Here is a 21056-nt window from a genome sequence, read left to right as displayed (position 1 = left end):
TTGATCGAATTTTTAAACAACTCAGTTGAGCGCTAGGCCCTAACTGCGGGACGCGTATTCTACACATCCGAGCTGCTGAAGCAAGTGCTTTTTTGCAGCTTTTTCGAGACTTTCCAGCGATCCGAAGATCTCTTCCCAGCCTCGCGAAACCGCTTCCGGTTCCGCCTGAAGGGGCGCGCATTATAGCGACCTCTTCAACCTTGGCAAGCTCTTTTTTGGAGCTTTTTTTGGGGGGAGGAAGGGGCGCTAAACAGCTTCTCTTTCCTCTCTCGAAGGGCTGCCTGGAGCCCCTCGCGGAGCCTTTCAGCTCCTCTCGAAGTGGCGCGCATTATAGCGACCTCCTCGACCTTGGCAAGCTCTTTTTAAGGAGCTTTTTCACCACCAAAAACCATCGCAAAAAATGAGTTTTTAGGGCGGCGATTCCGTCACCGGCTTCGCTCAAGGTGGCGCGCATTATAGCGGCCTCCCCTCTCCTCGCAAGCGCTTTCTCAACTATTTTTGAGAGCCACTTTCGAGGCAGTTTGCGGAGCGTTTTTTCAGCTCCGCAACCCGCGGCGACCGTGCCGCGAGTCAAAAAAAACACCCTCTCGAGAGAGGGTGTTTCTTAGATGGCGGTGAGAGAGGGATTAGCTTCGCTTCGCTCGCTGGTCTCCGGCGCTACGCGCCTCCGACTCGAACCCGTCAGGGTTCTCACCCTCTCAAACCGATCTAAATTAAAGGGCCCTGCACGCAGGGCCCTTTAATTTGTATGGCGGTGAGAGAGGGATTCGAACCCTCGATGAGTGTTAACCCATACGCCCTTAGCAGGGGCGCGCCTTCAGCCACTCGGCCATCTCACCTGTAATCTTTTGCTGCTTACCGGAGACCGGTTTCGCAGAATGGCCTCTTGCCGAGGCCTCTTTTCAGCAGCTTTGCCACTGTGTGGTGGCCGCTGAAAGTGGACGGCATCATACCAACGGCGAGGCAAAAATCAATGGGGAATCAATAACTTTTTGAAACTCGAGTGGAGACTGCACAGCAATTGAACAACCAGTGAATACCGCCCCGGACTGCCCGCCAGCCACGGCGAGCCGCACACGATATTCAACACAAACAAAAAAGGCCGGGAATACCGGCCTTATTGGGTTCGCTCAGCGCGCTTACTCGTTGCTGCCCTCGTCGGAGGACTGCTTTTCGCGCTGAATGCGCTGGTAAATCTCTTCGCGGTGTACGGCCACCTCTTTCGGTGCATTTACACCAATCCGCACCTGATTGCCCTTCACCCCCAGCACGGTAACCGTCACATTGTCACCAACCATCAGCGTTTCGCCAATCCGGCGGGTTAAAATCAACATTACCTACTTCTCCTTGATCATCCTGTGATAGAGCGCAGCGGGATGCTCCCTGGAGCTGCGCTTATGGTCATCATAACCGGATGGCGGCGCAAAAGGTCGAAAACAGCCCATCACACTATTCAGTATTGACCAGTCGATCAAAATCTCAACAGGTTGGACTCTACGCCAAATGACCAAATTGCTATGGATAGGTCGCGGCCGCCTTCACTCTGGTTATAGTTTCTCGCTCGCTTCCCTCGGTTCCGAAAGCTCGAACTCGCTGTGCAATGCTCGCACTGCCAGTTCCAGGTAGCGCTCATCGATGATCACCGAGATCTTGATTTCGGAAGTGGTGATCATCTGAATGTTGATATTGTCTTCACCCAGGGCACTGAACATACGACTTGCTACGTTGGCGTGAGAGCGCATGCCCACACCGACAATGGAGACCTTGGCGATCTTGTCGTCGGTGACCACCTCTCTGGCACCCAACTCCGCCGCTACCCGCTCAAGTACTTCGCGCGCCTTGCCGAGATCGTTCCGATGCACGGTGAAAGTGAAGTCCGTAGTGCCATCGACAGAACTGATGTTCTGGACGATCACGTCCACCTCGATATTCTCGGCTCCGATCGGCGCCAAAATACGACAGGCCACGCCGGGGGTATCCGGCACACCGCGAATGGTCAGTTTGGCTTCGTCGCGGTTAAAGGCGATGCCGGAAACTACTGGCTGTTCCATCTCGTTGTCTTCCTCATCCAGACTGATCAGTGTGCCCTCGCCCTCTTCAAAGGTGGAGAGTACGCGCAGCGGCACCTTGTATTTCCCGGCGAATTCCACCGCGCGGATCTGCAAAACTTTCGACCCGAGGCTGGCCATCTCCAGCATCTCTTCGAAGGTGATCCGGTCCAGTCGACGTGCACTGTCAACCACGCGGGGGTCGGTGGTATAGACACCATCGACATCGGTGTAAATCTGGCACTCGGTAGCATCCAGCGCCGCCGCCAGAGCCACACCGGTGGTATCTGAGCCACCGCGGCCGAGGGTGGTGATATTGCCCTCATCGTCCACGCCCTGAAAACCCGCCACCACGACAACTTTGCCGGTGTCCAGGTCGCGGCGCATGCGCTCGACGTCGATGCGCTGAATCCGCGCCTTGGTATGGGCGTTGTCGGTGAGAATCTTGACCTGGCCGCCGGTGTACGAACAGGCGTCATAGCCACGCTTCTTCAGCGCCATGCTGAGCAGCGCAATGGTCACCTGTTCCCCGGTGGAAACCAGCACGTCCAGCTCCCGCGGATCCGGCTTTTCCTGGATCTGGTAAGCGAGATCAATCAGGCGGTTAGTCTCACCACTCATCGCGGAGAGCACCACCACCATCTCATGACCCTTGGCGCGAAACGCGGCCACTTTGTCGGCGACCGCCTCGATGCGCTCAATCGAGCCCACTGAGGTGCCACCGTATTTCTGCACGAACAAACTCATAGGTCTTAGTGTTTCCTTACTACTGCCGGGTGTTGCGCTCGCAGTACCAATTCGCGCAAGCCGCGCACTAAATCACCAAACTTCAGCGAAATCAACTTGACACTTGTCGGATGGCGTCAAATTGGCCGAAATTAACTAGTTCAGGTGTTCGTCCACCCAGCCCGGTACTTCTTTCAACAGAGCTGGCAGTGCCGCCACATCGGTGCCGCCGCCCTGGGCCATGTCCGGGCGGCCGCCGCCCTTGCCGCCAAGCTTGTCCGCGGCGAATCGCATCAGATCTCCGGCGGAAATGCGACCGGTCAGGTCTTTGGTGACCGCCGCCACCAACGCCACTTTGTCCTCCGCGGGCGCGGCTAGCAGTACCACACCGCTGCCGAGCTTGTTCTTCATCTGGTCGGCCAGGTCGCGCAGGGACTTGGGATCGGCACCATCAATGGATACCGCCAGCAGTTTCAAGCCGGCTACTTCCACCGCCTGACTGGAGAGATCGCCGCCGGCGCCGCTGGCCAGTTTGGTTTTCAGCTGGGCGATTTCCTTCTCCAGCTTGCGGTTGCTGGTCAGCAGCTGCTCGACCTTGTCGGCCAGGGTATCGGGGCGCGCCTTAATCAGCGCAGCCACATGCTCCAGTCGCTGCTGCGCCTGGTCGAACAGCGCCAGCGCATGGGCGCCGGTCACTGCCTCGATACGGCGCTGGCCGGAAGCGATGCCGCTCTCACCGACAATGCGCAGCAGGCCGATATCGCCGGTGCGCTTGACGTGGGTACCGCCGCAGAGCTCAACGGAGAAGGCACTGCCGTCATCGATTTCACCCATGGACAGCACGCGTACCTTGTCGCCGTACTTCTCGCCAAACAGGGCCATGGCACCCTTCAGCTTGGCGCTTTCGATATCGGTTTCCTCGGTGTGCACCGCGGTATTGGAGCGGATCTGTGCATTCACCAGCGATTCAATGGCGTGCAGCTGTTTGGCTGTCACGGCTTCTGGGTGTGAGAAGTCGAAGCGCAAACGCTCGGAATCCACCAGAGACCCCTTTTGCGTGACGTGCTCACCGAGCACCTTGCGCAGTGCCGCGTGCAGCAAGTGCGTCGCCGAGTGATTGAGTGCAGTGGATTGGCGCACATCCGATGAGACATCCGCAGTCACCGTGTCGCCCACAGCGAGGCCACCCTGCAGCACCTTACCGACATGCAGGTGGTGGGCGCCCTGCTTGGTGCAATCGCGCACCTCGAAACGGTTGCCACCGGCACTCAGATAACCACTGTCGCCGACCTGCCCGCCGGACTCCGCATAGAAGGGCGTGCGGTCCAGAACCACGGTCCCCTCTTCGCCCTCTTCCAGGCGCTCAACCTGTTCGCCCTCTTTGACGATGGCGACGATCACGCCTTCGGCCGCGGTAGTTTCGTAGCCCAGGAACTCGGTCGCGCCCTCCAGATCCAGGGCTCCGGTGTAATCCTGCTTGAACTTGCCCGCGGCGCGTGCGCGCTGGCGCTGGGCCTCCATCGCCTGCTCGTATCCCGCCATATCCAGAGTCAGATCCCGCTCCCGGGCGATGTCCTGGGTGAGGTCAGTGGGGAAGCCGTAGGTATCGTGTAGGGTGAATACCAGCTCACCGGGAATCTCACTGCCCTCGAGGGAAGACAGCGCGTCTTCCAGCAGTGCCAGCCCCTTGTCCAGGGTTTTGGCGAACTGCTCTTCTTCCTTGCGCAGCGCATTTTCGATAATTTGCTGCTTCTCACGCAGCTCGGGATAGGCGTCGCCCATCTGCTCCGCCAGCGCATCGACCAACTTGTAGAAGAAGATCTCCTGGTGGCCCAGCTTGTGGCCGTGGCGCACAGCGCGGCGGATGATACGGCGCAGCACGAAGCCGCGCCCTTCGTTGGACGGCATAACGCCGTCGGCAATCAGGAAGGAGCAGGAACGGATGTGGTCGGCAATCACCCGCAGGGATTTTTCTTCCAGATCCTTACAACCGACGATCTCACCTGCCGCTGTCAGCAGCGCCTGAAACAGATCGATCTCATAGTTGGAGTGGACCCCCTGCATCACCGCGGCGATACGCTCCAGTCCCATACCGGTGTCTACAGAAGGTTTCGGCAGCGGGTAGAGTTCGCCATCGGCCGCCCGCTCGAACTGCATGAACACGAGATTCCAGATCTCGATATAGCGGTCGAGATCGTCGTTGTCGGATCCGGGCGGGCCGCCGGGCACATCCGCGCCGTGATCATAGAAGATCTCGGAACTGGGTCCGCAGGGGCCGGTGTCTCCCATCTGCCAGAAGTTGTCCTCATCGAGGCGCGAGAAGCGCTCGGCGCTGACGCCCACTTCTTTCAGCCAGATGTCCGCGGCTTCGTCGTCACTGATATGCACGGTCACCCACAGGCGCTCTTCCGGCAGGTTCAACACCTTGGTCAGGAACTCCCAGGCAAACTGGATGGCCTCGCGCTTGAAGTAGTCGCCGAAGCTGAAATTGCCCAACATCTCGAAAAAGGTGTGGTGACGGGCGGTATAGCCGACGTTTTCCAGGTCGTTGTGCTTGCCGCCGGCGCGCACGCAGCGCTGGGAACTCACTGCACGGGAATAGGGGCGCTGTTCCTGGCCGAGAAAGGTGTCCTTGAACTGCACCATGCCGGCGTTGGTGAACAACAGGGTCGGGTCATTGCCCGGCACCAGGGAACTGGAGGGCACAATGGTGTGGCCCTGCTCGGCAAAGTAATTCAGAAAGGCGTCGCGAATCTGTGCGCTTTTCATCCGGCGTAATTCCACTTCGTTAATTGAGATTGGTTCGGTCGGCACCGCCAGGGCGATACTTCGACAATTCGGTTATTCGGCCAGGCCCTGTTCCGGCATTCGCTTCTGCGCCAGCAGGTGAATATGCAGGTGGAAGACCGTCTGCCCCGCGCTGCGGCCGTTGTTGACCACCAGGCGATAGCCTTCGAGACCCAGCTTCCTACCCAGCTCAGCCGCCACCCACATCAAGTGCCCCAGCAGCGGTTTATCCTCGACTTCCGCATCGGCGAGATTGGTCAGCGGCTTGCGCGGGATTATCAGCAGATGGGTCGGGGCCTGCGGGGAGCGGTCCCTGATGACGATGCAATGCTCGTCCTCAAACACGCGCTCGACGGGGATATCGCCGGAAATGATCTGGCTGAAGACGCTGGGTTCGGACATCGGTCTACTTTTCCAGCTTTTCCTCAGCCGTCAGCTGGCGCGCCTCGGACTCCAGCATCACGGGAATGCCGTCGCGCACCGGATAGGCCAGGCCACTGGCCTTGCACACCAGCTCCTGCTTGTCCTCCCGGTACTCGAGCGGCGCCTTGCTCACCGGACACACCAACAGGCTCAGTAACTTCTTATCCATGTTCCACCCCACAAATCACCCGCAGCCCTGTGCCCGCGGCTCAAAAATGACCGCGTATAGTACAACGGTTGATGGGGTTTTTCACCGTATCCGCAGCAGCTTCTGCGGCTCCGGGTCACCGGGCTCAGGTGAGCGCGGCGGCCACCGGTAGCGGCAACAGGGATTGGAGGTGCCGCAACAGCAGTTCGCGGGCGCGCGCGCCCTCCTCGACTTCGTTGAATACCTCATGATAGGCGCCGGGGAAGACCTGCAATTGCTTGGCGTGACTTCCGAGGCGGTCGAACCAGATGCGACTGGTCGCCACATCCACCAGGCGGTCCCCCTCGGGCAACAACATCAGGCAGGGTTCGCTGATCTGCCCGAGGCGCGGGTAGAGGAATTCCCGCTCGCGCAGGAAAGTGCTGAACCACTGCAGCGACACGCGATCGTGCACCAGTTCGTCGGCCCGATAGGCCGCAACCACGGACTCATCGCGACATATGCCGCGGATATCCAGCCGGTTCGGCAGGGTCAGGCGCGGGAACAGCTTCACCAGCCGCTGCAGCAGCCACAGCTCCAGGCCACCGGGCTCCTTGGCGCCGCGGAAACCCGGGGCGGACAGTACCAGGCTGTCAATACCGCCATAGCGAACAGCGCAGCCGCAGGCGATCACGCCGCCCATACTGTGCCCGAGCAGGTGCAGGCCACAGCCGGGATTATCCTTTTTCACCAACCGGATGAACGCGTGCAGATCCGCACTGTAGTGCGCAAAATCATCGATGTCGCCGCGCTTGCCGTCCGACTGCCCGTGACCATAGTGATCCAACGCGTAGACACTGAAGCCCGATCGGTTCAGGTCCCGCGCCAGCTGCCGATAGCGCCCGCTGTGCTCACCGAGGCCGTGGGAAATCACCACGATTCCCAGCGCCTTCTCCACCCACCAGCGGCGGTAGTGCAGGCGGTTCCCGCGTGCAACAAATTCCATGGCTTTCTCCCATCGATTTATTGTTGTTTTGACCAGCAGAACTCAGGTCATTCGCGCTCCAGGCTCTCTTGATACTCGCCCAGCATGGCCAGGTGATTCAGCCGCGCCCGTTTGTTGAGCGCCTGCTGCAGGGCCGGGCCGTTCTCGGCCTTGCCTTGCCAGGCCTTCAGCGCCGGCTCCTGCAGCGCTCGCCCATAAGAGAAACTCAACTGCCACGGCGCCTGCCACAGCTGGTTGAGCGCATTCAGGTTGGCGGTGGCCTCTTCGGGCCCCTGTCCGCCGGACAGGAAGTTGATACTGGGCACCGCCGCGGGCACCGCGCGGCGCAGACTGCGCAGGGTGTACTCCGCCACCTGCTCTGGCGGGGCCTTGTCGCAGTCCTTACCCGGCGTCACCATACTCGGCTTCAGCAGCATCTGCTCCAGCACCACGCCGTGTCGATGCAACGCATGAAAGACCTCGTGCCATACCTGTTCGTTAACCTCGGCACTGCGTTCGATGCTGTGATCTCCGTCTATCAGCACTTCAGGCTCCACGATGGGCACCACCCCCACGGACTGGCAGACCGCCGCGTAACGCGCCAGCATTTCCGCGTTCGCCGTCAGGCCGAGTCGCGTCGGGTTATGGGAACTGATCGGATAGACCTCGCGCCACTTGGCGAAACGCGCCCCTTGCGCCTTGTAGCCTTCAAGGCGCTCGGCGAGTCCGTCCAAGCCGTAGGTGATCATGTCGCCGCTGGCACCGGGCAGCGGCCCCTTGCCCTTGTCCACCTTGATACCGGGGACTATCTTGTGCGCCGCCGCCAGCTGGGGCAGCGGCGTGCCGGCGCCATCGGCCTGCCCGAGTGTCTCCTCGAACAGGATGACGCCGCTGACATACTCGCCCAAGCCCTCGGTGGACAGCAGCGCGGCGCGGTAGAACCGTCGATTTTCCTCGGTCGACTCGACGCCGATGGAATCGAAACGCTTGGCAATGGTGCCATTGCTCTCGTCGGCGGCCAGTATGCCGCGGCGGCCGTCTACCATTTCGGCGATGGTTTGTTGCAGTTCTTCGCTTACCGACATGTGATGCATCTCCTTTTGCTTAGAGGTTAGGTCGCCCTGCGGATGGCCGCCCCGCGGATGGCCGTCCCGCGGATGGCCGCCCCACGGATGGCCGTCCCGTCAAAACGCCCGGCAGGCGGCCACGGCTCGGCGCCAGCCACTGAGCAGCTCTTCCCGTTGCGCCCCTGCCATTTTGGGCAAGAAATCCCGTTCTATCTCCAGCAGGCACTCCGGTAACTCCCCCGGGGTCCAGACACCCGCACCGATTCCGGCCAGCAGCGCCGCGCCGACCGCCGTGGATTCGATCTGCCGGGGGCGCTCCACGCGCAGAGCGGATATATCCGCCTGGAACTGCATCAGGAAATTGTTGGCGCTGGCGCCGCCATCGACGCGCATATGACTGATCGGCACTCCCAAGGCCTCAGCCATCAGCTGCGCCAGTTCATCGCTCTGGTAAGCGATGGACTCCAGCGTGGCGCGCACCAGCTCCGCACGGCCGGCGCCGCGACTCAGACCGCAAACGGTCCCGCGCGCCGACGGATCCCAGTGCGGCGCGCCGAGGCCACTGAACGCTGGCACCAGATAGACACCACGGGTATTCGGCACGCTCTGCGCAATCACTTCCGTTTCTGCGGCCTGCTGGATCAGTCCCATTTCGTCCCGCAGCCACTGCACCGCGGAGCCGCCGGTAAATACCGCCCCCTCGATGGCGTAGGCAGGGCCGCCGGCCACGTCGCAGGCAATGGTCGCCAGCAACCCCTGAGGCAGCGGTGGCCGCTCGGCTCCGGCGAAGGCCAGCATAAAACAGCCGGTGCCGTAGGTATTCTTGATATCGCCGGGTCGGGTGCAGCCCTGGCCGAAAAGCGCCGCCTGCTGATCGCCGGCCACGCCACAAATGGGTACTGTCGCGCCGAGGAAGGATTCCGGATCGGTATCGGCGAAATGGCCCGCGGACGGCATCACCTCCGGCAACAGGCCTGACTCCTGCAACTGGGGACAGCCGAATACCTCGAGTAATTCCGGATCCCAGCGCTTTTGCTCCAGGTTATAGAGGAGAGTGCGGCTGGCATTGGTATGGTCGGTGAGATGGGCGCGGCCGCCGCTCATCTTCCAGATCAGCCAGCTGTCTACTGTGCCAAAACAGAGATCACCGGCACGGGCGCGCGCCAGCAGTTCGGGGCTATCGCGAAACAGCCACTGCAGCTTGCTGGCAGAAAAATAGGCATCGAGAACCAGGCCGGTGCGCTCGCGCAGCCAGTCACCCTTTCCGGCCCGCGCCAACTCCTCACAGATATCCGCGGAGCGGCGACATTGCCAGACAATCGCCGGACACACCGGCGCGCCGGTCTGCCGATCCCACAGGATGGTAGTCTCGCGCTGGTTAGTGATGCCGATCGCGGTCAGGTCAGTCGCGCCGATACCGGCGCGCTCCAGCGCCGCCGCGCAGACCCGCAGGGTGACCTGCCAGATCTCGTCGGCCCGCTGCTCGACCCAGCCGGGACGGGGATAGTAGTTGGGAAGCTCGGAATAGCTGCGGCCGATCAGGTCGCCGTTGCTAGCGAAGACGAAAGCCGTGGTGCCAGTGGTGCCCTGGTCGATGGACAGGATCATAGGACTCTCGCACTTATTATTTTTTCTCTCATCATCTGCGGGAGCGGTCTATTGCCGCGTCGGATCCGCATTAGCGCATAGTTCCGATCGCCGGCAGCAGCCACTCCTAGAAGTCAGAGTATAAGTCGGATTCCTCTGCGTCCAGCGCCCAATTGATGGCATCGGCGGGAAAACCGCGATAGGCGAGATAGCGGCTGCGCCGCGCGCGTTCCTTGAGCTGCCGCTCACGTGGCAGGGCGGCGCTGATCGGCGTGCGGTACTTGCGCTGCAACTGCTCGGCGGCGAGCGCAAACCAGTCGGCGTCCGCCTGCTCCAGCGCGCCACCGATCAATTCGCTGCCGATACCTCGCTGCTGCAACTCGCGGCGAATACGCAGCGGCCCCTGGCCGCGCTGCACCCGCGAGCGGGCGAAGACTTCGGCAAAGCGCCGGTCGGACTGGTAGTTGAGTTCGTGCAGGCGCTCAAACAGCGCGTCGAAGTCGGCGCCGGGGAATTTGTCCGCGAGCTTCTGCTTCAGTTCGAAGCGCGAGTGCTCGCGGCGGGTAAGCAGCTCAAGCGCCGCGCCGAACAGCGCCTGAGCATTGGTGGTCTTGTCGGAAGAAGACACTTAACCTTCCGGCGTTTACTCTTCGGGGACTTCCAGGGCCTCTGCCGGCTTGGCCGGTACCAGATCGCCCAGCAGTTGCGCGCGCAGCTGGCCCTCGATCTCGTCGCGGATTTCCCGGTTCTCGGTCAGGAACTTGACCGCATTGGCCTTGCCCTGGCCGATCTTGTCACCCTTGTAGCTGTACCAGGCACCGGCCTTGTCGATCAGGCCCAGCTTGACGCCGTAGTCGATAATCTCACCGAGCAGGTTAATGCCCTGGCCGTACATGATCTGGAACTCGGTCTGCTTGAACGGCGGCGCCACCTTGTTCTTGACCACTTTCACGCGGGTCTCGTTGCCCACTACTTCGTCGCCCTCTTTCACCGAACCGATACGGCGAATATCCAGGCGCACTGAGGAGTAGAACTTGAGCGCGTTACCACCGGTGGTGGTCTCCGGGGAGCCGAACATCACACCGATCTTCATGCGGATCTGGTTGATGAATACACACAGGGTGTTGGTGTTCTTGATGTTACCGGTCAGCTTGCGCAGCGCCTGGGACATCAGGCGCGCCTGCAGGCCCACGTGGGAATCCCCCATCTCGCCCTCGATCTCGGCACGCGGCGTCAATGCCGCCACCGAGTCGACCACCAGTACGTCAACCGCACCGGAGCGCACCAGCATGTCGGCCACTTCCAGTGCCTGTTCGCCGGTATCCGGCTGGGACACGATCAGCTCGTCCACATTCACGCCCAGCTTTTCCGCATAGATCGGATCCAGCGCGTGCTCGGCGTCGACGAAGGCACAGGTGCCGCCCTTGCGCTGGGCTTCGGCGATCACCTGCAGGGTCAGGGTGGTTTTACCAGAGGATTCCGGGCCGTAGATCTCGACGATACGGCCGCGCGGCAGGCCGCCGATGCCCAACGCGACATCGAGGCCCAGGGAACCGGTGGAGATCGCGGGAATACGCTCGCGCTCCTTGTCCCCCATGCGCATAACGGTACCTTTACCGAACTGGCGCTCGATCTGTGACAGCGCCGCCTGCAGTGCCTTGTCTTTGTTGGAATCCATGACCCTTCCCGTGTGTTTGAACGTTGTTAGTTGCGGGCAAGCTTAACGAAGGATTACTGTATAAGCAACCAGTAATCGGCTACAGCGGGTGAGCCTGCACCAGCGTCAGCATGCCCCGCAACGCCTCGGCCACCGTCTGCGCCTGCACCCGGGCGCGATCGCCGGAAAAATGGAAACACCGGGCGTCGATATCCACCGGTTCCTGCCCTTCGGAGTGGGCCCAGGCGATCCAGACAGTACCCACCGGTTTCTCTTCACTGCCCCCATCGGGCCCGGCGATACCGCTGACCGCTACGGCCACATTGGCATCCATCAGCGCCAGCACGCCGCTGGCCATCTGTCGGACCACCTGTTCGCTCACGGCACCGAAGGTTTCCAGATCCTCTGCCGATACCGACAGCAGGTCGCGCTTGATGCGGTTCGCGTAGCTGACCACCGCGCCTTCGAACCAGTCGGAGGCGCCGGCCACCGCCGTGATCGCTGCCGCAATACCGCCACCGGTACAGGACTCCGCAGTGGTACAGAGCCACTTGCGCTTGTGCAGCTCCTCGCCGAGCGACTGTGCCCGCGCGGAGATATCCAGTTCACCAGCCATTTCCCTGCCTCCATTTATACGAGGCGCAAGGATAGCGCCTCCGCTGAAGAACAGGCAAAGCGGCCGACCGCCCCAGCCAGGACATTTGATAATCACTGAAAATAATGATGCATCACCCTAATAAATTACAGAAATACCAGGGCAGGCCTTATTCTCGGCTCAATGTGAGTGCTCGGCAGTCTGACCGGAAGACCGCTACTGGTGCCCTGACCCCGGTCCGGTGCCGCATCAAGAATTGACACTATGGAGCCAGACCATGAAAGAAGCCGTCATCGTATCCACCGCGCGTACCGGTATGGGCAAAGCGTTTCGCGGATCGCTCAACAACACCAAGTCCCCGACCATGCTCGGCCACTGCATCAAGCACGCCGTTGAACGCGCCGGTGTCGATGGTGCCGAGATCGACGACGCGGTGATGGGATCCGTGCTCTGTGCCGGCACCGCGGGCATGAACGTCGCCCGCAACGCAGTCATTGCCGCTGGCCTGCCGAACACCGTTTCCGCCCAGACCATCGACCGCCAGTGTTCGTCGGGCCTGATGGCGATCGGTATGGCGGCCAAGCAGATCATCGTCGACCAGCAGAATATCGTGCTGGCCGGTGGCCAGGAAAACATTACCGCGGTGCAACCGAACTACTTCAAGTGGGTGGGCGAAGCCACCGACGAGAATGTCATCCGCCAGGAAAAGCACGCCTATATGCCGATGCTGATGACGGCGGAACATGTCGCCAAAGTCTACAATATCAGCCGTGAAGCGCAGGACGAATACGCGCTGCTGTCACAGCAGCGCACCGCGGCGGCGCAGCAGGCCGGCAAGTTCGACGACGAAATCGTCCCCTTCACCACCACCATGGCGGTGCAGGACCGCGAGACCAAAGAGGTCTCCTATCGCGAGGTCACCCTCGACCGCGACGAAGGCAACCGTCCGTCCACCACGCTGGAGAGCCTGCAGAGCCTGGATCCGGTGATCGACGGTGGCGTGATCACCGCCGGCAACGCCAGCCAGCTGTCCGACGGCGCCTCCGCTTGTGTGGTCATGGAGCGCAAGCTGGCCGAGCAGCGCGGCCTCGAGCCACTGGGCATCTACCGCGGCATCGCCGTGGCCGGCAACGCCCCCGAGGAGATGGGCATTGCGCCGATCTACGCGATTCCGAAACTGCTCAAGCAGCACGGCCTGCGCATCAACGATATCGGCCTGTGGGAACTGAACGAGGCCTTTGCGGTGCAGGCGCTGTACTGTCGCGACCACTTGGGCATCGATCCGGAAATCTACAATGTCAACGGCGGCGGCATCTCGGTCGGCCACCCCTACGGCATGACGGGTTCCCGTCTCGTCGGCCACGCCCTGATCGAGGGCAAGCGCCGCGGCGCCAAATTTGTCGTGGTCAGTATGTGTATTGGCGGCGGCATGGGTGCGGCCGGCCTGTTCGAGGTCGCCTGACGGCGCCTCGCGCAGCGATCATCAGGCGGCGGGCCTTCCCATGGCGGAGCTTTACTTTGTCCGGCACGGGCAGGCCTCGTTCGGCAGCCCCAACTACGACCAGCTGTCCGAACTGGGCTTTCAGCAGTGCCAGTGGCTGGGAGAATACTTCCGGCAGCGAGATATCGCCTTCGACCGCGTTATCTGCGGCGAGATGGTGCGCCACCACCAGACCGCCGAGACGATCTGTGCGGCGCTCGCGCAGCCGCCGCGACTCGAAACCCACGCCGGTTTCAACGAGTTCGACTTCAAGGCGCTGCTGCAACGCTTTGCTGACGCCCACCCGGATCAGGCGGTCGATGACTGGGGGAATGTGCGGCAGGTCTATCGCTGCCTGCGCGCGGCGATGCTGGCCTGGGCCGAGGAGCGCCTGCCGCCCTGCGACTCGCAGGAGAGCTGGAGCGAGTTCCGCCAACGGGTCGCCGAAGCGCTCGGCTTCGCCCGCCGCGGCGGTCGCACGCTGATCTCGACTTCGGGCGGCGCCATCAGCATGGCGCTCAGCCAACTGATGGGGTTCGGTGCCGAAACGCTCGTCAATCTCAACATGCAGAGCCGCAATGCGGCGATCACTCACTGTTTTTATACCGCCAACGAAGCTTATGTGACCGGTTTCAATCAGGTTCCGCATCTGGACACACCGGAGCGCCTGTGGTCGATCACGCTCAGTTAAACCGACTCTTTAAGGAGCTCGCGATGGATTTTGATTTCTCCCCGAAAGTAAAAGAGCTGCGCCAACGTCTGCTGGATTTCATGGATGAATACATCTATCCGAATGAAGCGCTGTGGGATCAGCAGGTCGCCGAGGGCGATCGCTGGGAGCCGCCGGCGCTGCTGGCCGAACTGAAAGACAAAGCCAAGGCGGCCGGCCTGTGGAACCTGTTTCTGCCGCAAAGCTACGGCAAATTCAGCCCCGGCCTGACCAACCTAGAGTATGCGCCGCTGGCCGAGATTATGGGTCGGGTCTACTGGGCATCCGAAGTGTTCAACTGCAATGCGCCGGACACCGGCAATATGGAAGTGCTGGCCAAGTACGGCAATGAGGAGCAGCAGCAACAGTGGCTGACGCCGCTGTTGAACGGCGAAATCCGTTCCGCCTTTGCGATGACCGAGCCGGAACTGGCCTCCTCAGACGCCACCAATGTCGCCACCTCGATCGTGCGCGACGGCGATGACTATGTGATCAACGGTCGCAAGTGGTACATCTCCGGGGCCTGCAATAACCACACGAAGATCTACATCGTGATGGGCAAGACCGATCCGGACAACAGCAACAAGTACATCCAGCAGTCGATGATTCTGGTTCCCGCCGACACCCCCGGGGTGACCGTGGTGCGGCCGATGAAAGTGTTCGGCTACGACGACGCCCCCGAAGGCCACGCGGAGATGGTCTTCGACAATGTGCGCGTACCGGCCAGCAACCTGCTGCTGGGCGAGGGACGCGGCTTCGAGATTGCCCAGGGCCGGCTCGGCCCGGGCCGCATCCACCACTGCATGCGCACCATCGGCCTGGCACAACGCGCACTGGAACTGATGTGCAAGCGCGCCGAGAGCCGGGTCGCTTTCGGCCGCCCGCTGATCAAGCAGCAGTCCGTGCGCGAAGACATCGCCCAGTCCGCCTGCGACATCGAACAGGCCCGCCTGCTGACCCTCAAGGCAGCGGCAAAAATGGACCAGGGCGGCAACAAGGCCGCCAAGGACCTGATTGCGATGATCAAGATTGTCGCCCCGAACATGGGCTGCAGGGTGATCGACCGGGCGATCCAGATCCACGGTGCCGCCGGCGTCAGCCAGGACACCTTCCTCGCCCGCGCCTATACGCTGGCCCGCTCGATCCGCCTGGCCGACGGCCCGGACCAGGTGCACATGATGCAGCTGGGGCGCAACCTGTCCCGCGAGTTCTATGAACGCAGCGAATCCGGAGAGCAAGCATGACCCGCGCCGTCGAAAATCTCGACCTGGCCGCACTGCAGCCCTATCTGGAAGCGCATATCGAAGGCTTCAAGGGGCCGATCAGTGCGGAGAAATTCTCCGGTGGGCAATCCAACCCCACCTTCAAGATTACCGCCGCTTCCGGCGTCTACGTGTTGCGCCGCCAGCCCCCGGGCAAGCTATTGAAATCGGCCCACGCGGTGGACCGCGAGTACCGGGTGCTGAAGGCACTGGCGGATACCGATGTGCCGGTGGCCAAGGTCTACCACCTGTGCGAGGACCGCGACGTCATCGGCTCCATGTTCTACGTCATGGAATTCCTGGAGGGGCGTATTTTCTGGGATGCGGCGCTGCCGGAAGTGAGCAAGGAAGAGCGCACCGCCATCTACGACGAGCTGAACCGCGTACTCGCCGCGCTGCACCTGGTCGACGTCGACAAGGTGGGGCTCGCCGACTACGGCCGCCCCGGTAATTATTTCCAGCGCCAGTTCGATCGCTGGAGCAGCCAGTACCGGGCGTCGGAGCTTGAGCGCATCGAGCCGATGGAACAGCTGATGGCCTGGCTCGCCGACAATATTCCCGAAGACGACGGCCGCGTCTCGCTGGTGCACGGCGACTACCGCCTCGACAACCTGATGCTGCACCCGACCGAGCCGCGCGCCATCGCCCTGCTCGACTGGGAGCTGTCCACCCTGGGGCACCCTTTCGCCGACGTCGGCTACCTGTGCATGCAGATGCGCATGCCGGCGATCGGCAAGGTATCGGGCCTGCTCGGCAAGGATCTGCACGCGCTCGGCATACCGTCCGAACAGGAGTATGTCGCGACTTACTGCAAGCGGATGGGCATCGAGAAGATCGACAACTTCAGCTTCTATGTGGCGTTCAGCTTCTTCCGCCTGGCGGCAATCATCCAGGGCGTCGCCAAGCGCGCGGTCGACGGCAACGCGTCCAACAAGAACGCCGCCGAGATGGGCAAATATGTCGGCCCACTGGCCGAGCTCGCCCTCGAAGCCATCGCCGAGCAGCAGTAACGATCTGAGACGCGGACCAGCGCTGGATGCCCTGCCGGGCCTCAATGCAGGCTGGCCGCGAACAGCAACCGGCTACTCAGGACGAGATGGTCGATGTAGCGCCGCGGGGATTCGCGCCGGGTAACGCTGTTATCCCGGCGGAGCGCACGCGCGCAGTATCGGTGCGCCGGCAGCGGCTGGCACATCCGATCCGACAGTAACGAAAGCAGTACCATGAGTAACGCCTCTCTCTATCAGCTCCGCGGCAGCACCGCGGTAATCACCCTCAACCAGCCGCCGGTCAACGGCCTCGGCCAGGCACTGCGCCAGAGCCTACTGACTAGCTTGCAGCGCGCCGTCGACGACGATGCAGTCGATACCATTGTGCTGGCTTCCAGCGGCAAGGTTTTCTGCGGCGGGGCCGATATCACCGAGTTTTCCACCGGCGGTGCCTTGGCCAAGCCAGACCTGCCACAGGTGTGCAATGCCATCGAAACCGCACCCAAACTGGTCATCGCCGCCATCAACGGACTGGCACTGGGCGGCGGCTTCGAGCTGGCGCTGGCCAGTGACTATCGCATCGCGCTGCCACAGGCCAGGCTCGGCCTGCCGGAAGTAAATCTCGGCCTGCTGCCGGGCGCCGGCGGCACCCAGCGCCTGCCGCGCCTTGGCGGCGTGCCGCTGGCGCTGGACATGATCACCAGTGGTCGCCCCTACGGCGCCGCGCAGCTGTGCGATGCCGGCGTGGTCGATCGCCTTCACGACGCCGATACCGATTTCGTCGAGGCGGCCGTAACTTATGCCGCGCAACTGTCTGCCGAGTCGGCGCCCAAGCGTCGCTGCGAAGATATTGCGATCGATACCAGCGAGCTGCCGGACAACTATTTCACCGAGTTCCGCACAACCATCGCGCCGCGGACTCACGGCTACTACGCGCCGGAACGCTGCATTCAGGCGGTGGAAGCGGCCTGTGAATTGCCGCTGGCTGAAGGGCTGCAACGGGAAAACGCGCTGTTTATGGAGTGCCTCGACACCCCCCAGGCCCGCGCGCAGCAGCACCTGTTTTTCGCCGAGCGCGGCGTCGGCAAGATCCCCGGTATCGATACCAGCAGCACCCCGGTGCGCGATATCCGCAAGGTGGCGGTGATCGGTTCCGGCACCATGGGCGGCGGTATCGCGATGAATTTCCTCAATGCCGGCATCCCGACGATCATCCTCGATCTCAACGCAGAAGCACTGCAACGCGGTATCGGCGTTATCCGCAAAAATTATGAATACACGGTGAAGAAGGGACGCCTGTCGAGCGAACAGCTGGACCAACGCATGGCGCTGCTGCAGACCACCACCGATTACACCGACCTGGACGATGCCGATCTGGTGATCGAGGCGGTATTCGAGAATATGGATATCAAGAAAAAGGTATTCCGTGCGCTGGAGCAGAGCTGCAAGCCCGGCGCGATCCTCGCCACCAATACCTCGACGCTGGATGTTGACGAAATTGCCGCCGTTACCAGTCGCCCACAGGATGTCATCGGCCTGCACTTCTTCAGCCCAGCCAACGTCATGAAACTGCTGGAAATCGTCCGTGGTGAGCAGACCGCCGACGATGCGCTGCTGACTGCGGTGCAGCTGGCGCGGCGAATCAAAAAAGTGCCGGTAGTTTCCGGCGTGTGCTGGGGCTTTATCGGCAATCGCGCCACCGAGCCCTATGTGCGCGAATCCATGGCGCTGCTGCTCGAGGGCGCCACGCCCGCGCAGATCGACCGGGTGCACACCGACTTCGGCATGCCGATGGGCCTGCCGTCGGTGGTCGACCTGGCCGGTATCGATATCGTCGTGCAGGCCCGCGCCGACCGCCGGGCCCACACTGTCGACCTGGATCCGAGCTACTGCGCGGTGCCGCGCAAGCTGTTCGAGCTAGAGCGCTTCGGCCAGAAAAGCGGTCGCGGCCTGTTTATCTACGAGGGTCGCGCCCGGCGCGAGGACCCGGAGGTGCTGCAGATCGCGGCCACTGCCGCCGAAGAATTTGCGATCGAACAGCGCGAACTGGGTGACGAGGAAATTCTCGAGCGCACCATCTATCCAATCATCAACGAGGGCGCCCGCATTCTCGAGGAAGGCATCGCCGCCCGCTCCGGCGATATTGATGTGGTGCTCGCTTACGGTTTCGGCTTCCCGCGTTATCGCGGCGGCCCGATGCAGTACGCCGACGAGATCGGCCTGGACAGAGTACTGGCGGGCCTGAACAAGTATCGGAAACAGCTGCGCTATGGCGAGACCTGGTTCAAGCCGGCACCGCTGCTGGAAAAATTAGCCAAGGCAGGCAAAAAGTTTCGGGACTATCGGCCGTAGTTTCGGCCCATTGCCCGAAAAGGCGTGTCTGGGCACGCCTTTTTTAACAACCCAACCCTGATTCCCACTTTCGCAAAGCCATAAAAAAGAGGTATTCCATGGGAGTTTTCGGACTAGTCATCGCCCTGCTGGCGCTGATCCTGATGGCGCTGCGCGGCGTCAACATTATCGTCGCCGGCTTGATCAGCACGCTGATCGTTTTGATCACCAACGACATCGATATCGCCACGGGTCTGAATGAATACTTCGCCTTCGGCAAGCTGGGAGCCTTCACGTTCTTTGGGCGGTTTTTCCTGCTGTTTGTCGCCGGCGCAATCTTCGGGGCGCTGATGTCGCACAGCGGCGCCGCGTCCAGTATCGCGCACACGCTGGCGGAAAAACTGGGCGCGCACCGCTCGCTGTGGATCATCGCACTGGCCTGCGCGGTGCTGACCTACGGTGGCGTGTCCGCGTTCGTGGTGCTGTTTTCTGTCAACGCGCTGGGCCAGCAGCTGATCCAGCGCGCCGGAATTCCGAAGCACCTGATGGTGGGCGCAGTGGCGCTGGGGGCCGGCACCTTTACCCTGACCGCCATGCCCGGCACGCCATCGCTGAATAACGTGCTGGCGGCCGCAGCGCTGGAAACGGACCTCTACGCCGCGCCGGTCATCGGTTTTGTCGGCAGCCTGGTCATGCTTGGTCTCGGCATGTGGTATCTGGAAAGTCAGCGCAAGCGGCTGGCCCTGAGTGGCGGTGGTCACGGGGGGGAATTGGTGCAACAGGACGATGAGGTGCCGCACGACGATCGCCTGCCGCACTGGCTGCCGTCTTCGCTGCCGCTGATCGTGGTGCTCGGCTTGATCGCACTGCCGACGGTGCTCGGCAAGTTTGTCGATCCGCAGTCCGGCTCGCTGATCGCCAGCGCGGTCACCTATGCCAAGCAACAGCCGATTTTCTGGCCGGTCATCTGCCTGGTGGTGGGCTGGTTTGCCATCATTCTGCTGTTGCCGAAGGCGCGCCAGTCTGTGGTTGCCGTGATCGGCGAAGGTGCCAACAACGCGGTCATGCCGGTACTCAATACGGCGATCGTGATCGGCTTCGGCAGTGTCGTGTCGCAGACCGAGAGCTTCCAGTGGTTTGTCGACACCATGCTCAGCCTGGATATGTCGCCGCTGCTGTCACTGTTGAGTTCGGTCAGTGTGATTGCCGGTATCACCGGTTCCTCGTCCGGCGGCCTGCAGATTTTCCTACAGACCATGGGACAGTCCTACCTGGAGCTGGGTATCCCGGCCGACGTACTGCACCGACTGGCGGCAATGGCTTCCGGCGGCCTGGATTCACTGCCGCACTGTGGTGGGGTAATCGCCTTCCTGACCATTATGGGTTCCAACCATAAGGAATCTTACAAGGAGATCTTTATCGTCTCAGTGCTGATTCCGATCATCGCCGCACTGATCGGCATCGCCATGGCCGGCGCTTTCTATCTGTAAGCGACCGTGTAGCCGGTTACGCGACACAACAGCAGTGCTGCACCGTGTCGCGGGGCCGGCCGCATACCATCAGGCATCGGCAGGTGCCGCAACCACCAGGGGTTCGAAGCCCCGGCACAGCACCTCAACCACCTCATCGTAACTCTTCTTGAATCCCTCCGCCGTGGCCTGCTCGTCCGGCAGCGCCAGCCACCGCTGTACGACATCGACACGCAGCCAGTCGTACATGTCACAGATCAACTCGGCGGCAATATCGGGGCGGATAATCCCCAGTGACTGGGCTTTCTGCACCCGCTCCATTCTCGGCTTGCGATACGACGGCGGGAACAACAGGTTTTTGCCCGCCGGGGCTGTTCCGGAAAAATAGACCGAAGAGAACAGGTCCGTGTGATACATGATCATCTGCAATACGCGGCGGTGCCTGACGATCCAGTCCTGTATCTCGTCAATGTTCGGCGGCACTATGGCCGATTTCAGGTTCAGTTCCAGTTCGCTTTCGTGGCTCCAGACGTTGACTTCCCGCAACCAGTTCAACAGCAGCTCTTCGAGCAGGTAAGCCTTGCTCGGAAAATAATTGAAAAAGGTCTTCTGGCTGATATCGGCCCTGGCAACGATCTCGTCAATCATCACCTCTTCATACGGCAGCTCTGAAAACAGCTGTTCTGCTATTTCCAGCAATCGCGTCCGGGTCTGCTGTTTCTTGCGCTCGCGTAAATTCATCGCCCCAACCTAAAAAATAAATGACCTGAAGCCATTACGGATTCACTTTTATTACAATTCTGACCCCAGCCTC

Annotated in this window: 18 protein-coding genes and 1 tRNA gene; 6 read left to right on the top strand and 13 right to left on the bottom strand. The window is 61.6% G+C overall.

All coding sequences use genetic code 11. From position 1 onward, the window contains the following. Positions 1-749: 749 nt before the first annotated feature. The 12 genes from BUC36_RS15725 to BUC36_RS15670 all read right to left on the bottom strand — a co-directional run bounded on the left by BUC36_RS15725 (position 750) and on the right by BUC36_RS15670 (position 12023). A tRNA-Ser gene (locus BUC36_RS15725) sits at positions 750-839 on the bottom strand. A gap of 300 nt (positions 840-1139) precedes the next feature. Further along, positions 1140-1334 carry a carbon storage regulator CsrA gene (gene csrA / locus BUC36_RS15720; RefSeq protein WP_073276903.1) on the bottom strand — a complete coding sequence of 65 codons (195 nt, stop codon included), beginning with the start codon at positions 1332-1334 and terminating at the stop codon, positions 1140-1142. A gap of 213 nt (positions 1335-1547) precedes the next feature. Then, complete coding sequence (locus BUC36_RS15715; RefSeq protein ID WP_073276901.1) at positions 1548-2795, bottom strand: aspartate kinase; 1248 nt, start codon at positions 2793-2795, stop codon at positions 1548-1550. Between the two features lie 135 nt (positions 2796-2930). Continuing rightward, a complete protein-coding gene (alaS, locus tag BUC36_RS15710; RefSeq protein WP_073276899.1) occupies positions 2931-5543 on the bottom strand; it encodes an alanine--tRNA ligase in 2613 nt (870 codons plus the stop codon). A gap of 72 nt (positions 5544-5615) precedes the next feature. Beyond that, positions 5616-5963 (bottom strand): histidine triad nucleotide-binding protein, encoded by a 348-nt coding sequence (locus BUC36_RS15705; RefSeq protein ID WP_073276897.1) that lies wholly within the window; start codon positions 5961-5963, stop codon positions 5616-5618. 4 nt (positions 5964-5967) lie between these two features. Then, positions 5968-6153 carry a Trm112 family protein gene (locus BUC36_RS15700; protein ID WP_073276895.1) on the bottom strand — a complete coding sequence of 62 codons (186 nt, stop codon included), beginning with the start codon at positions 6151-6153 and terminating at the stop codon, positions 5968-5970. 124 nt (positions 6154-6277) lie between these two features. Then, positions 6278-7117, bottom strand: coding sequence for an alpha/beta hydrolase (locus tag BUC36_RS15695; RefSeq protein WP_073276893.1), 840 nt, complete (start codon positions 7115-7117; stop codon positions 6278-6280). 47 nt (positions 7118-7164) lie between these two features. Further along, positions 7165-8181, bottom strand: coding sequence for a class I fructose-bisphosphate aldolase (locus tag BUC36_RS15690; RefSeq protein WP_073276891.1), 1017 nt, complete (start codon positions 8179-8181; stop codon positions 7165-7167). 99 nt (positions 8182-8280) lie between these two features. Further along, a complete protein-coding gene (gene glpK / locus BUC36_RS15685) occupies positions 8281-9771 on the bottom strand; it encodes a glycerol kinase GlpK (protein WP_073276889.1) in 1491 nt (496 codons plus the stop codon). Between the two features lie 106 nt (positions 9772-9877). Further along, a complete protein-coding gene (locus BUC36_RS15680; RefSeq protein WP_073276887.1) occupies positions 9878-10378 on the bottom strand; it encodes a regulatory protein RecX in 501 nt (166 codons plus the stop codon). A gap of 15 nt (positions 10379-10393) precedes the next feature. Then, positions 10394-11428 (bottom strand): recombinase RecA, encoded by a 1035-nt coding sequence (gene recA / locus BUC36_RS15675; RefSeq protein WP_073276885.1) that lies wholly within the window; start codon positions 11426-11428, stop codon positions 10394-10396. 79 nt (positions 11429-11507) lie between these two features. Beyond that, positions 11508-12023, bottom strand: a complete 516-nt coding sequence (locus BUC36_RS15670; RefSeq protein WP_073276883.1) for a CinA family protein — start codon at positions 12021-12023, stop codon at positions 11508-11510. A 256-nt stretch (positions 12024-12279) separates the two neighbouring features. Between BUC36_RS15670 and BUC36_RS15665 the strand changes: the two genes are divergently transcribed. From BUC36_RS15665 to BUC36_RS15640, 6 genes are all read left to right on the top strand, one after another. After that, positions 12280-13464, top strand: coding sequence for an acetyl-CoA C-acyltransferase (locus BUC36_RS15665; RefSeq protein WP_073276881.1), 1185 nt, complete (start codon positions 12280-12282; stop codon positions 13462-13464). Between the two features lie 40 nt (positions 13465-13504). Beyond that, positions 13505-14173 carry a histidine phosphatase family protein gene (locus tag BUC36_RS15660; RefSeq protein WP_073276878.1) on the top strand — a complete coding sequence of 223 codons (669 nt, stop codon included), beginning with the start codon at positions 13505-13507 and terminating at the stop codon, positions 14171-14173. Between the two features lie 23 nt (positions 14174-14196). Then, positions 14197-15435 (top strand): acyl-CoA dehydrogenase family protein, encoded by a 1239-nt coding sequence (locus BUC36_RS15655; RefSeq protein WP_073276876.1) that lies wholly within the window; start codon positions 14197-14199, stop codon positions 15433-15435. Next, positions 15432-16463, top strand: coding sequence for a phosphotransferase (locus tag BUC36_RS15650; protein ID WP_073276874.1), 1032 nt, complete (start codon positions 15432-15434; stop codon positions 16461-16463). Before BUC36_RS15655 ends, BUC36_RS15650 begins: the two co-directional genes overlap by 4 nt. Positions 16464-16676: 213 nt before the next feature. After that, complete coding sequence (locus BUC36_RS15645) at positions 16677-18794, top strand: 3-hydroxyacyl-CoA dehydrogenase NAD-binding domain-containing protein (protein ID WP_073276872.1); 2118 nt, start codon at positions 16677-16679, stop codon at positions 18792-18794. A 98-nt stretch (positions 18795-18892) separates the two neighbouring features. After that, positions 18893-20263 (top strand): GntP family permease, encoded by a 1371-nt coding sequence (locus BUC36_RS15640; RefSeq protein ID WP_073276870.1) that lies wholly within the window; start codon positions 18893-18895, stop codon positions 20261-20263. 69 nt (positions 20264-20332) lie between these two features. Here the strand turns inward: BUC36_RS15640 and BUC36_RS15635 are convergent, their stop codons facing one another. Then, positions 20333-20983, bottom strand: a complete 651-nt coding sequence (locus BUC36_RS15635) for a TetR/AcrR family transcriptional regulator (RefSeq protein ID WP_073276867.1) — start codon at positions 20981-20983, stop codon at positions 20333-20335. Positions 20984-21056 lie beyond the last annotated feature (73 nt).

The organism is Microbulbifer donghaiensis (genome assembly GCF_900129095.1).
Classification (GTDB): domain Bacteria; phylum Pseudomonadota; class Gammaproteobacteria; order Pseudomonadales; family Cellvibrionaceae; genus Microbulbifer; species Microbulbifer donghaiensis.
The sequence above is the reverse complement of the archived record's forward strand: the minus strand, read 5'-3'. Positions and strand labels throughout refer to the sequence as shown.

Bases quoted from the DNA above. Each gene is read 5' to 3' on its own strand.
- csrA (WP_073276903.1), bottom strand. From the start codon at position 1,334: ATGTTGATTTTAACCCGCCGGATTGGCGAAACGCTGATGGTTGGTGAC.
- BUC36_RS15715 (WP_073276901.1), bottom strand. From the start codon at position 2,795: ATGAGTTTGTTCGTGCAGAAATACGGTGGCACCTCAGTGGGCTCGATT.
- alaS (WP_073276899.1), bottom strand. From the start codon at position 5,543: ATGAAAAGCGCACAGATTCGCGACGCCTTTCTGAATTACTTTGCCGAG.
- BUC36_RS15705 (WP_073276897.1), bottom strand. From the start codon at position 5,963: ATGTCCGAACCCAGCGTCTTCAGCCAGATCATTTCCGGCGATATCCCC.
- BUC36_RS15700 (WP_073276895.1), bottom strand. From the start codon at position 6,153: ATGGATAAGAAGTTACTGAGCCTGTTGGTGTGTCCGGTGAGCAAGGCG.
- BUC36_RS15695 (WP_073276893.1), bottom strand. From the start codon at position 7,117: ATGGAATTTGTTGCACGCGGGAACCGCCTGCACTACCGCCGCTGGTGG.
- BUC36_RS15690 (WP_073276891.1), bottom strand. From the start codon at position 8,181: ATGTCGGTAAGCGAAGAACTGCAACAAACCATCGCCGAAATGGTAGAC.
- glpK (WP_073276889.1), bottom strand. From the start codon at position 9,771: ATGATCCTGTCCATCGACCAGGGCACCACTGGCACCACGGCTTTCGTC.
- recA (WP_073276885.1), bottom strand. From the start codon at position 11,428: ATGGATTCCAACAAAGACAAGGCACTGCAGGCGGCGCTGTCACAGATC.
- BUC36_RS15670 (WP_073276883.1), bottom strand. From the start codon at position 12,023: ATGGCTGGTGAACTGGATATCTCCGCGCGGGCACAGTCGCTCGGCGAG.
- BUC36_RS15665 (WP_073276881.1), top strand. From the start codon at position 12,280: ATGAAAGAAGCCGTCATCGTATCCACCGCGCGTACCGGTATGGGCAAA.
- BUC36_RS15660 (WP_073276878.1), top strand. From the start codon at position 13,505: ATGGCGGAGCTTTACTTTGTCCGGCACGGGCAGGCCTCGTTCGGCAGC.
- BUC36_RS15655 (WP_073276876.1), top strand. From the start codon at position 14,197: ATGGATTTTGATTTCTCCCCGAAAGTAAAAGAGCTGCGCCAACGTCTG.
- BUC36_RS15650 (WP_073276874.1), top strand. From the start codon at position 15,432: ATGACCCGCGCCGTCGAAAATCTCGACCTGGCCGCACTGCAGCCCTAT.
- BUC36_RS15645 (WP_073276872.1), top strand. From the start codon at position 16,677: ATGAGTAACGCCTCTCTCTATCAGCTCCGCGGCAGCACCGCGGTAATC.
- BUC36_RS15640 (WP_073276870.1), top strand. From the start codon at position 18,893: ATGGGAGTTTTCGGACTAGTCATCGCCCTGCTGGCGCTGATCCTGATG.
- BUC36_RS15635 (WP_073276867.1), bottom strand. From the start codon at position 20,983: ATGAATTTACGCGAGCGCAAGAAACAGCAGACCCGGACGCGATTGCTG.